Below are 12,823 nucleotides of genomic sequence, written 5' to 3'. Positions count from 1 at the left end.
TCGGTCCCGGCCGTCGGCGGGGGCAGCCTGGCCTCCTATTACGTCCAGCGTTGGCCGAGCGTACAGGTCAGACGTGCGCGCACTCCCTCGTGCGCCGCGCGACGGTTCCAGCTTGCTATTGGAGCATGCGGCAGAGGATCGTGAACATATCCGCAGTGCGGTAGGAGAGCCGGTCAGGACACGACGATGAAGTCTCACGAGCCGCCGGGGCAGCGATTTCCGCTGCTGCCCGGCACCGTCCTCGATGAGGCTGTCGCTGTCTCGATTGCTGATGCCGATGGCCGGATCACCCACTGGAGCGAAGGCGCGCAGGCGCTGTGGGGGCACGCTCCGGAGGAAATCGTGGGCAGACCATTGGCTGATCTGTTCACTGAGGCGGGGAGCGTTCCCCGGCATCGGGACGGCCATCCGTTGGACACTCAGGTGCACGCGGTTCCCTTGTCGCAGAACGGGCGGGAAGCCGGTGTCCTGGTGATGGCTCTGCCTGTCCCACCGCCGGATATGGGCGGGCCGGAGTCGCTCAAGCAGTGGGCGTTCGACCAGCCCCCCTTCGCTCTCTCGATCTACGGCCGGGATGCACGTCAGCTCGACGCGAACGAGACGCTGACGCGCGTCACAGGCTTCTCCCGGGAGCAGACGCGCGGCCGGCTCATCACCGAAGTCGTCCAAGGCGCCATGTACAGGGACACCGAACACCGCATTCAGCGGGTTCTCGAAACTGGGAAGCCGGAGTTCATTGAGCACTTCCTCCGACTGCCGGGCGAGTCGAGAGCGCATGGCTGGGCCATGGACATCTTTCCTCTCAAGGACGCGTCCGGCCGGGTGCACGCTGCGGCTGTGTCGGCGTACGACTATTCCGAGCAGTACGACTCCCGGGAGCGGCTGGCGCTGCTGGGCGAGGCTCGCACCCGCATCGGCACCAGCCTGGACGTGGCCGGAACCGCTCGCGAGCTCACCGAGGTGACGGTGCCCCCCTTCGCCGATGTCGTCTGCGTCGACTTGTTGGATGCCGTCCTGCGTGGTGACCTGCCTGTTCCCGCCATGCCAGGTCCCGTCCTGCTGCGTCGTGCAGCTATCGGGGTGGCGTACCCGGGGTCCTGGAAGCATCCCGAGCCGGGCGAGTCGAGCCGCCATCCCGCCTCATCGCCCATCGCCCGGTGTCTGGCCACCGGACGCGCAGAGCTCCATCACGTCGGTGATCCCGCGGTCGCTCGCTGGTTCGCCGACGACCCGGACCACGCGGCGCAGGCCCGTGAGTGCGGGATGCACTCACTGATCGCGGTACCGGTTCAGGCCCGCGACACCGTCCTGGGAGCGGCCCTGTTTCTCCGGTGCGCGCCGCACCGGGAGCCTTTTACAGCCGACGATCTGGCCATCACCGAGGACTTGATCACGCGGGTCGCGGTCTGCCTCGACAATGCGCGCCGGTTCACCCGTGAACGTGGCGTCGCTCTGGCGCTGCAGCGTGCGTTGCTGCCGCAAGGGCCGGTCCCTCACCCGGCTGCGGAGACGGCCGCCAGGTATCTGCCTGCAGGCGGTGATGCGCAGGTGGGCGGGGCTGGTTCGACGTGATTCCGCTGCCCGGAGCACGAGTCGGCTTGGTCGTCGGTGATGTCGTCGGCCATGGCATTGCCGCCTCTGCCACCATGGGTCGGCTTCGGACCGCGGTGCGCACCCTTGCCGACATCGACCTGCCTCCGGACGAACTCCTCACTCACCTCGATGACATCGTGACCCATGCCGAGGCCGAGCGGAGCGACACGAGCGATGAGATCCCCGGCGACGTGGGGGCCACCTGCCTGTACGCGGTCTATGACCCGGTCTCCGGCGTCTGCTCCCTGGCTCGCGCCGGCCACCCGGCACCGGTCCTCGTTCGCCCGGACGGAACCAGCAACGTCGTCGCCTTGCCCGCTGGGCCGCCATTGGGGCTGGGCAGCCTGCCCTTCGAGGCAGCCGAGGTGACCGTGCCCGAGGGGAGTCTGCTCGCCCTGTACACCAATGGCCTGCTCGCCGCGGGAGACGTCGATGAAAGGACGGATGTGCTCCGCCGCCACTTGGCCAGCCCTGCGTCCTCACTCGACGCGCTGTGCGACACCGTCTTGCGGACGCTGAGCCCTACCCCCGGAATCGATGACAGCACCCTGCTGCTGGCCCGGCCTCGCCTCTTCGGCGAGGACCGCGTCGCCTCCTGGGACGTTCCCGTCGATCCTGCGGCCGTGGCCGAGGGCCGCCGGCACGCCTCGGTGCGGCTCACTGCCTGGGGACTGGAAGATGCCGCCTTCGTCACGGAACTCGTCGTCAGTGAGCTGGTCACCAACGCCATCCGGCACGCCGTCGCACTGATCCGCCTGCGCCTCATCAGGAACGAGACGCTGGTCTGCGAAGTCTCGGACGGCAGCAGCACCAGCCCGCACCTACGCAGGGCCCGGCTGAGCGACGAGGGCGGCCGCGGCCTGTTCATGGTCGCGGAACTGACTCAGCGCTGGGGCACGCGCTACACCCGAGCAGGCAAGACGATCTGGGCAGAGCAGCTACTGCCGACGCGGTGAAAGGGTCGCTTGCTTGCTGGAACTGGCAGTGCTGCGCGGCGCCGAGGCGATCACCGCTGGGTGCGGCAGTCCACCCGCAGGCTCTCGTACGTCTAATGGGACAGCGGTCGCTTGACGGCGTGGGAACGGACGCGGAGTCGGCCTGTCATCGCCTGGTTCAGGACCGCCCGTCCGATGGTTCCGACGAGGTCGACGGCAGCGTCGGCGATTACGCCTGCGGCTTGGATGACCTGGTCGCGGGCCGTTTGGAGCATCAGCCCCGTGAGGAAACATCTCACTGAACCAACATCTTTGCGTGCCGCAGTGGGGACGGGCGGGCCCGAACACCCACCCGCCCCCTGCTGCCCGAGTTGCTCAGGCGGGCTGCTCGGCAGGCGTCGGACCGACTTCCACTGCCGTGTCCTGGCCGACGGGCCGACGTCCGTGGCGCATTGCGAACGCGACGACCGCCGCCGCCAGCGAGCAGGCCCCCGCGATCCAGAACCCGAGCTCGTATCCCCGCTCGGTGAACATCACGCCGCCGGCGGAGACCGACAGCACGTGGTGTGAGAGGACGGTGGCGGCCACCGTGGTGGACACGGCGTTGGTCACGCCCTGGGCGGTGAACGCCATCCCGGAGGCCACGCCCACCGAGGACCGCGGGGTCGCGGCCATGACGAGGTTGGACGTCGCGGCGAAGAAGAACCCGAACCCGACACCCAGTACCCCGGACGCCAGCGCGTACTCGTACAGGTGGGTGTGGAACAAGGCCAGCAGAAGCATGCTGAGGGCGGTGAACAGCAGACCGAGCAGCATGACCAGGCGCGGCGAATTGCGGCGACTCAGCCAGCCGCCCAGCGGACCGGCGGCCATCGCGGCCAGGCCGTTGGGCATGGTCACCAACCCGACCTGCACGAGGCTGAGCCCGAAGGCGTAGGTCGCCCCGGGGGCGTGCGGGGATTCCAGCATCTGCGGCACCAGGAAGGGGAAGACCGCGTTGGGGAAGCCGCCGACGATCACGACGAGCATGGTGATGCTGAAGGCGCGGCCGCGCAGCAGGCCGAGGTCCATGAGAGGTTCGCGGCTACGGAGTTCGACCGCGATGAACGCGGCCGTTGCGACCACGAAGCAGGCGGCCGAGCCCACGGTGCGCGCGCTGGTCCAGCCCCAGATGCCGCCCTCGCTCAGGGCCAGCAGAGCCGCGCCGATGGCCACCACGAGCAAGGCTGCGCCGGCCAGGTCGAGGCTACCGCCGAACCGCGGTGGCGTCGCCGGCAGCAGCGGGATCGAGACGGCGGCCGCCAGGATCGCGTAGCCGAACATAAACCAGAACAGGCTGTGGTACCCGAAGTGGTCGGTCAGCGCACCGCTCAGCAGCGGACCGGCGACGATGCCGACGCCGAAGCCGGTGGCGACCACGCTGACGGCGATCGGCACGAGGCGGGACGGGAGGATCGAACGGAACAGCGCCCACGCGATCGGCGACAGCAGGATCGCGCCGGCCTGCAACGCCCGCCCCACCAGGGTGAGCGTGAAGGAGTCCGACAGCGCGCAGATCAGCGAGCCCGCCGCGAAGCCGCCGACGAGTACCGTGAGCATGCGGCGCTCACCGAAACGGTCTGCGAGTTTGCCTCCCAGGGGGAACAGTGCCCCGGACACCAGCAGGACGATGGTGATGATCCAGGCGATGTCGGTGGTGTGCAGGGCTCCGGCCATCAGCGGAAGCGCCGGGTAGACCATACTCACGGACAGCGTCGCGGTTTCCACGACGAGTTCCACCAGAAAGATGATCAGGATGTAGTAGCCGAGCCCTCGCTCGGGTCTTTGGTCCATGAGGATTCTCCTTCCGCGCGCCTCTTTGGGCGCGGTTCGGTGTCGAGAAGTGCCGTGCGCGAACGCCGCCTGGACTCCGCGCGGCCGCTGTCGCTCAACGCGGCAGGTCGATGGGCCCTCGAGATGGGGCGGTCTGCGGGAGGAGTGGCGGGATCAGCGGAAGCCCGCGCTCCAGCCGCCGTCGATGACGAAGTTCTGGCCGGTGACCCATGCCGACTCGTCCGAGGCCAGGTAGAGCGCCATCGCGGCCGTGTCGGTGCCGCTGCCCGGGCGTCGGAGCAGGTGCAGGTCCACCATGTAGTCACGCATCTCGGTGCCGTGTTCCTTGGCGGCCTCCTGGGCGGCCGGGGAATCGACGAATCCGGGCGAGATCGCGTTCGCGCGGATACCGACGGCTGCTCCCTCGGCCGCCAGTGTGCGGGTCAGGGAGATGACCGCTCCCTTGGCCGCGGCGTGCGCTGCCTGCCCCAGAGGTGCGATGCCGCGGATGGCGGATATGGAACCGACGTTGATGAGGGAACCGCCGCCGTCAACCAGGGGTTTCCATGCGGCGTTGGTAACGGTGAAGACGAGGTCCAGTTCCGCGCTCAGGACGTGCCGCCACAGGGCGAACGTCATCTCGCCGAAAGGAGCGAAGCCGAACCCGGCCGCGTTGTTGTAGAGGACGTCGATGCCGCCGAGTCGCGCAGCGCTGTCCTCCACCCAGGCGCGGGCCGCCGATTCGTCCCGCAGGTCGACGGTGGTGCCGGTGACGTCGTAGCCCTGACGGATCAGCTCGTCCGCGCTCGTCTCGGCGCCGCCGGGCTGCAGATCGCATCCGGCGATGCGCGCGCCTTCGGCGGCGAACAGACGCTGGGCGGCGTGTCCTTGGCCGCCCGCGGTGCCGGTGATCAGTACGCGTTTGCCTGCGAGGCGGCCCGGTGCCCGGCTCGGAGTGGGTTTCGCGGGGCCGCTGGTCTCATCGCTCATGCACTTTCTCCCTTTGGCGTACGAAGGTGTGCTGATGATTGACTTCGCAACTGGCGAGGGCGCCGACGCGGACGTGCGGACAGTCGTCCCGCCGCTGGCGGGCCTCGGTGCGGAGTGCGGGAATGGCGGTCGATGCGTAGGGGCGCGCGGGCGCTGAGCGCACCGCTGGAAATGCCGTGATGTGTTGTCGGTTGTCTGCGGCGCCGTCGTCGCTGGTCGCGACCACGTTGCGGAGCCGCACCTCGGCACAGCCCCGCGCCCCGTCAGGGTGCCGCCGAACCGCTGCGGACTTCACCCGACATGTTTAGGACCGCACCAGGCCGCCGTCCGCGGTGACGGTCTGGGCGGTGATGAAGCACGCGTCGTCGCTGACCAGGAACCACAGCAGTCCAACTAGGTCCTCAGGCTGTTGCACGCGCTGGATGGCCTGCATGTGGGCAGCGGCCTCGAAGGGCTCGGCCTCGAACGCCTCGGTCGTCGCGGTGCGTACCAGGCCGGGGGCGATCGCATTCACTGTGTCCCGCCGGCGGCGACCTCGGTCACCGGCGCGCGGGTGAAGCCGATCACCGCCATTGTGCCGGCGACGTAGTGGCTGACGCCGGTCGCGACCAGCCCCACGGAGTTCGACGTGACATTCACGATCCGGCTCCAGTCCCGAGTTCGCATGCCGGGAACGAACGCCTTGCAGGCGTGAAAGACGCCGTCGATGCTGATAGTGAAGGCCTTGCGCCAGTCGTCGAAGGCCATGTCGTCGAAGGGCTGATGCGGCGGATGCCGGCGTTGTTGACCAGGATGTCCGTGTCCCCGAGCCGCGTTGCCACCTCCTGTCGGGCCTCCTGCACTGCGCCCGGGTCGGCCAGGTCGGCCACGACGCAGATCGCGCGGCGTCCAAGGCTCTCCGCTTCCTGAACTGTCTCGGACGCGACGACGCAGTCCAGCACCGCGACGGCGCCGCCGGTGACGATCTTCTTCGGTCCGCAAGTCGGCTCGTCACGGAGTCGCCCCGACCTCGGCCCGCCGCGAACAAGGGTGCCGGGTCCTGGAAGATCCGCAGCGAGGTGATCAGCGGTCCAGGGGGTGCTCGACCACCGTGACGCAGGGCAGTACCACCTCGGTGCCCGTGTGTGAGGTAGTGGACTCGCGTCTCCCGGACCGTGGTGGCGGCAAACGGGCTGCACTGGTTCAGCCCCTCGTGGCGCAGCCCCCTGACGGAGGACCGGAAGCCGGTGAGCAGCCCGCGGACGGCGGCGTGCCCGACCGCCGAAGGGCTGTTGTCAAACCCCATCTCGAGGTCGGGATCGAAGCGGCCCGCGACCTGCTTGAGTCTCATCGCGTCGACGTCGGCGTAGAAACCAGTGATCCAGTCAGACATCTGTCTCCCTTTCATTCGATCCGCTGGAGCCGTCGCAAGACTGCGGTTGCTGCGTGGGGCAGCGGGAGTCGTGGGCGGGCTCGCGGGGAGTCGCTGGGCGGTGGCCCGCAGATCGTCTTCATCTGCTGCGTGTCGCCGTCGAGCGGTAACTGTATGCACTCTCGCTCTGGCGGGGTCAAGGGGAGTGCATGCACTTTCGTAGGCCGAAGCCCATGACGGACGGGCCGGACCTGTCGGCACCAGAGCACTTCCAAGCCCGGCCGGTGCGCGTTCGACGCATCAGAACCACCTGCTCAACTCCACACGGAGTCAGGCTCGTTGTCGTGTCGGTCACCACCCGGGCTGCGCGTTGCGCCCAGCTTCACGCACCCGACTTCGGCCACGGCCATGGAGAGGAAGGCGCATGCCTCAAGCACACGGTCCAGGACCAATGCCCAGTCCACTCGTCGCAGAGGAGGACCTCCGCGCCGACTTCACCACCGCCTCGCATCAGCTCGCCGGGGCTCTCCAGCAACTGCTCGTGGACCTCGTCGAGCCGACGCTGCGGTCGACCAGGCGTCAAGTGCGGTAGTCGGGCATGGGCCCGTGAGGCAGCAGGGCGAGCCGGTCGCCCATACCCATTCGCGGGTGTGCGGCTTCACAGTTGAGATGCCTTTCGTTGATCTGTCGATTGCTGTCGGGCCCGCCGTGGACGGGCTTGGTCGTCGACCGAGTTGACCCTCATGTGAATCTCGCGCCAGGCCCAGCTCCACTCGTAGCGTCCGGGCGCGATCCGGCATCCGGGCGGCGGCTCCGGTCCGACTGAGGCCGTGTCGAGTCCGCGGTTGGGCGAGGTCGAGATGGACGACGGTCTCCGGCCGCTCGGTCGGTTCCCACCAGTGCGCCGCATACTCCCCGTCGTCGACGCCGTGGCGCGGGGCGCTGAACTGCAGCGACCGGTCCGCGGACAGCGTGATCGTGCCGGGCTCGCGGCCCAGTCGTGCCCAGTGGACTCTGCTTCGGCCGCCCTTCTGACGGACCCCGCGCTCGTGCACCCCTGGCACGCTCAGACGGCGCCGCGCCGCCAGACCCGGCGCATCGAGGTCTCGGTCAGCCTTCTCTGCACGTGGGGGAGTCCCGCCTGTCGAGTCCGGTCCCAATGCTCGATCCCGGCCGACTCGGCCAGTGCTCTGTACGGATAGATGGAATTCGAATCTTTTCTTGACAACCGATCAGCTGCTGGAGCAATCTCGGAGCGCAACGCAGCGTGGTGAACAGCGGGCTCAGCGTGTCGAGGCGCCCAAGTCCGTACTGCCGCCGACGCGATGACCGGCCACGCACGAGATCACGAAGTGTCCGCAGGTAGCCGCGGAGTTCCACAACGCTGCGTCGAAACGGCCGAGACGCCCAGACGCAGGCAGGTGTTCTGGACGCCCAGTCCAACTCACTCGGCCGCAGCAGCATCCCCATCACCGGCCCCTACACGGGTGCGCGTATGTGTCTCCCGGAACCACGACGGAGACCGGCGAGGTGAAGAACACTCACTTACCTGGCCGACGGGGACCTGGGGCAGGCCCGCCTCGCCCACACTCATGGATGCACAGGAGCACACATGCACATCCACGCAGACGTCGCCCCGGCCACCGGGCACGTCCTGAGCGGACCAGCCGCGGTCCGACGCGTCGAGCCCCCTGCGTGGCGCAGTGCACCGCGCCGGCACGCGAATGGCGGTGCCCAGTCCTGAGCAAGAACCAGGTGCTCGGCGCCCCACGGCCACGACAGTGGCCACGCCCACAACCCCCGATGTCTCTGGCGGCACCCGCGGCGAAACCCGACCTTCGCGCCGGATGTCCGCCTGCCCGGTTCACGTCCTCGCGTAAAGCGCGGACCTCCACTACATCACAGGATTACCTAAGGTTTCGAATGCCCTCTTATTTCGGCTGGAACCCAGCGGATTCTCCCTCGCACCCTTACCTGCCGGATGGCGAAAAAGAGCTGCAGCGAAGTTCGGCGCTGGGAGAGGCTATACTTCGCGTGGAATGCGCGTTTATCCTGGTAAACGCGGTTCCTTTTATCCTGGGAGTCGCTCTGTCCTTCACGGACATACTCACTGTACGCGTGTACGGGCCTTTCACCCTGGGCCTGCTGTGGGGCGCCCTGCAATGCTTCCTCTTCGTCGCCAGCGCTTGGTGGTACGAAGTCCGCAGTACTCGGTCATGCGATCCCATTGCGAAATCCATCAACGAGTCCGGGTGGTGAACCGATGACTGTGCACAGCTTGAGCGTGGGGGCAATCGACTCACTTGGCGCGAACGCCAGAGTACCCGTGATCACCGCTTATCTGAGCTTCGTCGCAGTGGTTCTCCTGTGGCTTCTCATGAGCGCGGCGACTGAAATAGAGAATCCGGAAAGCTTCTACGTCGCCGGGCGTTCCCTCTCTCCGTCCTTCAATGGCATCGCCATTGCGGGAGAAAGTATTACCGTCCTCACTCTTCTGGGGTTTTCTGGAAATATCACCCTGTCCGGATATGACGGGTTCTCCGTCGCCATCGACATTTTGCTGGCCCTGGGAGTCCTACTGTTCCTTGCGCAAAGGATTCGCAACAGTGGCCGTTACAGCCTGGGGGACCTGTTTTCGTTGCGGGCGGCGGGGTCGGGGCCATGCATCGCTGGGAACCTGGTGACGCTGGCCATCACGATTCCCCTTCTCATGGTCCAACTGCACGCCGCCGGCGTCAGCACGGCACTCTTGATCGGTTTGGACAGCACGCACTCCCAGATCGTGTGCACGGTGCTGATGGGCGGCTTCGTCACGTGCGTGGCTTCCGCCGGTGGCCTGAGAGGCACCAGCCTCATGCATATCGTCAAGGTCTTCTTCGCCATCGCGGTACTCGTCGTGATCGCGGTGCTCAGCCTCAGCAGCTTCGGATGGGACCCCGGACGTCTGCTCTTGACCGCCGTGGAAAAGAGCGCAGTACCGGACAAATACCTGACCCCGGGGTTCTGGAAGTACTCACAGGATTTCAAGCTCGGGCCATTGAACACCATAAGTAACCATGCGGTCCTGATTCTTGGCGTGGCGATGATGCCGCACCTGATTCTGCGTATCAATGCGTCACGGAATGGGCGCTCGGCGCGGCGCTCCGTGGCCGTCGCCGCAGTCCCGCTCGGCATGTTCGTTCTGCTCCTGATCGCAGTCGGTTTCGCAGCGGCGGCCGTAGTGGGCGGCAAGAACACCGGTATGGCTGACCTCTTCGGGCCGTCATTCCTGATATCGCTGGCGTCGGGATTGGTCTCCAACGGTTCCGCGGCGGGTGTCGCACTTATCACCGCCATTGCGTGCGTCGTCTTCCTGGCTCTGATTACAAGCGTGGCCAGTATTACCTTTGCCGCCGCAGTCTCCTTGGTGCACGATCTGCAGGCGCGAGGCGAGCGGCGCCGTACCTCCGGAACAGAAGTGCGCTCCGTGAGGATTGCTGCCGTGGTCGTCGGTGCCACGGGCGTCCTGCTGTCGGCGGTCACGCACAAGTATCCGCTTGAGTTCCTGTCCTCTTTTTCTCTGTGTGTTGCGGCGTCATGTATTTTTCCGCCACTGATCTACTCGTTCTTCTGGGTCAGGTTCAATCGCAGGGGACTGCTGTGGTCCGTTTATGGAGGACTACTGCTTTGCGTGATGCTCACAGTGTTCTCTCCAACCGTCTCCGGGAAGCCCTTCTCGCTGTTCCCGGAAGGCCACTTCGACTGGTACCCGTTGCAGAGCCCAGGGCTGGTTTCCATACCGGCAGCATTCTTCCTGGGATGGCTCGGCAGCCAGAAGGCGGAGACAAGCCCTGCGCCTGACTTCCGCTACATCGAACACCAGGCACTCACAGGAAACGAGGCCGGACTGAGGGCTGACACCTGAGGCGGCGCCGGGCTACGAGGCCTGTCACGCCGGACCAGGGCACTTCAACAAGATCGTGTCACGAGGTCACAGGGTGTGGCTCTTCTCCGGTGAGCCCCTTCGGGGCGGGTCGTCGCTGATCGCTGTGGTGTGCCGGATCGTCGTATCCAGGTCGAAAAGCCGGTGCAACGGCCGGCCGGGCAGGAGGAGGTGGTGTCCTGGCCGGGGATCGCTCGGGAGACGATGCCCGAGACCCTGTCCGGGAACGGCCCGGTCACGGTCACGGTCGAGGACAGCGTGACGGAGGCGGAAGAGCCGGGCGATCGACTCCGGCGCCGGCCGCGGAGGCGGAGTCGGGGGTCGATCCCCTTCCGTGCACGGCAGCCGGACATCGTGGAGACGCTCGCCGAAGCGGTGCGCCCAATGCGGCCGATGCCGGAGATTTCCCTCCGACGCCACCGACCCGCTGCCTGGCCTCCCGACAGGGCAGCTACCTGGACCGGGCTTCCACCGGTAGGCGACGGCGAGCCCTCGCACAGCAGGAACACCGCTTACGTCTCGGTGTCACTTCCTGTTCTCCCGGGCGCGCGGACAACTCTCAGCGGCCGCACACGCGGCGGTAGGGCACATGGGGCCCGTAGTTGTACCACCGGGACTGGGTCAGGTCCGCGCCGCCGACGCGGGCGCAGATCGGGGCGACGGCGCCGCCGGGGTCGATCGTGTACCGTTGGGGAGGGGCGTGGACACCGGTCGTGAGGATCGCGGTGCTGTCGCGGTCGGCCGCGACGACGGCGCCGGGCGGCAGCGGGCCCGAGGTGAGCCGGCGGTGCGTGCGCACATGCCAGGTGTCATCCGCCGTTCTGAGCAGCGCGGCCAGGCCGTCGAGATCGAGCAGCAGCAACGTAGAGTCGTTCAAGCCCGTCGTTCCCGGTGATCAAGCTGCGTAGAGAACAGACACGATCAGCTGTGGCCACGTGCGTTCTGCATCAAGGGGCACCGCCCGAGCAAGAACCTGACGCGGAGTGACAGAAGGCCAGGCCCTCAGCGCCGCCGCACCGCTCAATCTCGAAGACCCAGTTTCCCGCTGGGGCGCAGGCCTTTCGGGAGGGCGTCACCGAAGATGTCGTCAGGCACCGTTGTCCTCCAGGCCGTTGGCGTCGGTGCATGTGCGCCAGGCATGGCCGATGACGTTCGCGGCGCTGTCCGGGGAGCGCAGGCCGAGGCGGCGGGCTGCGTCCTCGATGCGGCCGGTAGGTTCGCACTCCTCGACCGCGGCCCAGGCGGTGACGGAGGGCGTCGGCAGGCACGCCCGCAAGGCACGGTCACGCCACCTCGCCGTCCACCTGCCAGGGCACCGGGCCGGCGTGCACCAGAGCCATCGCCTTCGGCACGGCCAACGGCACATGGCCGGGCGCGTGGTCCTGCAACACCCTCAGCGCCGTACGTTCCAGATGGTGAGCAAGGCATGAAACCGCTGCGCTGCGGTCCCCAGCCACGACCGCTTCGAGGATCGCTGGATGCTCGACGTCACCTGCGGCGGACCAGCTCTCGGGGTCGAAGCCCTGGACGATCCGGATATAGCGCACGCTGCGCTCGGACAGCGCACGGAGCTGACGCCTCAGTGACTCACTCGCGCCGGCAGTGAGCAGAGCGTGATACTCGCCGTGAACGATGAACCACGCGTCGAGGTCCTTCGCCCGGGCGGCGCGCCGCATCGCGGTGATCCGGGCTTTGGCCTCCCTCTTCTCCCGGGCTCCGAACCGGTCGAAGGTCATGGTCAGGGCCAGTGTCTCCAACAGGATGCGCTGGGCGTAGTCCGCGTCCAGTTCGGCGGGGTCGACACAGGCGACGCGCATCCGCTGGTTCGGCTCGGATTCGACCAGCCCTTCTTCCTGCAGCATGCGCAGGGCCTCCCGGACCGGTGTGCGGCTCACGCCCAGCTGCTGGCCCAGCGCCACCTGAGAGAGGGTGGTACCCGGAGGCAGTCGGCCATCGAGGATGCATTCCCGCAGGAAGGCATGAAGGGGAGTCACGGACTGCCGGGAGTCCGGCAGGTTCAGCGGCTCAATACCCGGGATGTGGATGGTCGGCTGTGGCATGACACCCATTATGAGCTATGTGCATACACATTCAGTTTCAGGTGTGTGAACCGCCCGGAAGGCCGGGCCTACGGGAGAGTGTCGGCACAAGGGCCGGAGCCGACCGGACACGACGGACCCCGGCCGGGCAGTACAGGAGAAGCCGCTCCCACGGCACGCC

11 protein-coding genes and 1 pseudogene are annotated in these 12,823 nt (G+C 67.4%); 5 read left to right on the top strand and 7 right to left on the bottom strand.

Features of this window, described 5'->3' with window-relative positions; genetic code table 11:
- Positions 1–186: 186 nt before the first annotated feature.
- Complete coding sequence (locus ACIRA5_RS47575; protein WP_403703087.1) at positions 187–1,572, top strand: PAS domain-containing protein; 1,386 nt, start codon at positions 187–189, stop codon at positions 1,570–1,572.
- Positions 1,569–2,549 (top strand): ATP-binding SpoIIE family protein phosphatase, encoded by a 981-nt coding sequence (locus tag ACIRA5_RS47570; protein WP_403703085.1) that lies wholly within the window; start codon positions 1,569–1,571, stop codon positions 2,547–2,549. The genes ACIRA5_RS47575 and ACIRA5_RS47570 overlap by 4 nt, the downstream gene beginning before the upstream one ends.
- 354 nt (positions 2,550–2,903) lie before the next feature.
- On the opposite strand, the gene ACIRA5_RS47565 is transcribed toward ACIRA5_RS47570, so the two are convergent.
- From ACIRA5_RS47565 to ACIRA5_RS47550, 4 genes and pseudogenes are all read right to left on the bottom strand, one after another.
- Positions 2,904–4,361, bottom strand: a complete 1,458-nt coding sequence (locus ACIRA5_RS47565) for an MFS transporter (protein ID WP_403703082.1) — start codon at positions 4,359–4,361, stop codon at positions 2,904–2,906.
- 153 nt (positions 4,362–4,514) lie between these two features.
- The gene (locus ACIRA5_RS47560; RefSeq protein WP_403703079.1) at positions 4,515–5,330 is read right to left on the bottom strand and encodes an SDR family NAD(P)-dependent oxidoreductase; all 816 of its coding nucleotides are present in this window, start codon (positions 5,328–5,330) and stop codon (positions 4,515–4,517) included.
- Between the two features lie 304 nt (positions 5,331–5,634).
- Positions 5,635–5,844 (bottom strand): SDR family oxidoreductase, encoded by a 210-nt coding sequence (locus tag ACIRA5_RS47555; RefSeq protein WP_403703076.1) that lies wholly within the window; start codon positions 5,842–5,844, stop codon positions 5,635–5,637.
- A pseudogene (locus ACIRA5_RS47550) lies at positions 5,841–6,199 on the bottom strand (SDR family NAD(P)-dependent oxidoreductase). The gene ACIRA5_RS47555 and the pseudogene ACIRA5_RS47550 overlap by 4 nt, the downstream one beginning before the upstream one ends.
- Positions 6,200–7,132: 933 nt before the next feature.
- Between ACIRA5_RS47550 and ACIRA5_RS47545 the strand changes: the two are divergent.
- The 3 genes from ACIRA5_RS47545 (at position 7,133) to ACIRA5_RS47535 (ending at position 10,585) form a co-directional block, all read left to right on the top strand.
- Complete coding sequence (locus tag ACIRA5_RS47545) at positions 7,133–7,273, top strand: hypothetical protein (RefSeq protein ID WP_403703073.1); 141 nt, start codon at positions 7,133–7,135, stop codon at positions 7,271–7,273.
- A 1,004-nt stretch (positions 7,274–8,277) separates the two neighbouring features.
- Positions 8,278–8,940, top strand: a complete 663-nt coding sequence (locus tag ACIRA5_RS47540) for a DUF485 domain-containing protein (protein ID WP_403703070.1) — start codon at positions 8,278–8,280, stop codon at positions 8,938–8,940.
- A gap of 4 nt (positions 8,941–8,944) precedes the next feature.
- On the top strand, positions 8,945–10,585 hold the full coding sequence (locus tag ACIRA5_RS47535) for a transporter (RefSeq protein ID WP_403703067.1): 1,641 nt from the start codon (positions 8,945–8,947) through the stop codon (positions 10,583–10,585).
- Positions 10,586–11,162: 577 nt separating this feature from the next.
- Here ACIRA5_RS47535 and ACIRA5_RS47530 read toward each other — a convergent pair.
- The 3 genes from ACIRA5_RS47530 to ACIRA5_RS47520 all read right to left on the bottom strand — a co-directional run bounded on the left by ACIRA5_RS47530 (position 11,163) and on the right by ACIRA5_RS47520 (position 12,663).
- Entirely contained in the window at positions 11,163–11,480 is a 318-nt protein-coding gene (locus tag ACIRA5_RS47530; RefSeq protein WP_403703063.1) for a hypothetical protein, read from the bottom strand.
- A gap of 210 nt (positions 11,481–11,690) precedes the next feature.
- Positions 11,691–11,879 carry a hypothetical protein gene (locus ACIRA5_RS47525; protein WP_403703060.1) on the bottom strand — a complete coding sequence of 63 codons (189 nt, stop codon included), beginning with the start codon at positions 11,877–11,879 and terminating at the stop codon, positions 11,691–11,693.
- 7 nt (positions 11,880–11,886) lie between these two features.
- Positions 11,887–12,663, bottom strand: a complete 777-nt coding sequence (locus ACIRA5_RS47520) for a GntR family transcriptional regulator (RefSeq protein WP_403703057.1) — start codon at positions 12,661–12,663, stop codon at positions 11,887–11,889.
- Positions 12,664–12,823: the final 160 nt, after the last annotated feature.

The organism is Streptomyces sp. NPDC096311 (assembly GCF_044763085.1).
GTDB lineage: Bacteria > Actinomycetota > Actinomycetes > Streptomycetales > Streptomycetaceae > Streptomyces.
Note: the sequence above shows the minus strand (reverse complement) of the source record. Positions and strands in the feature narration are given on the sequence as shown.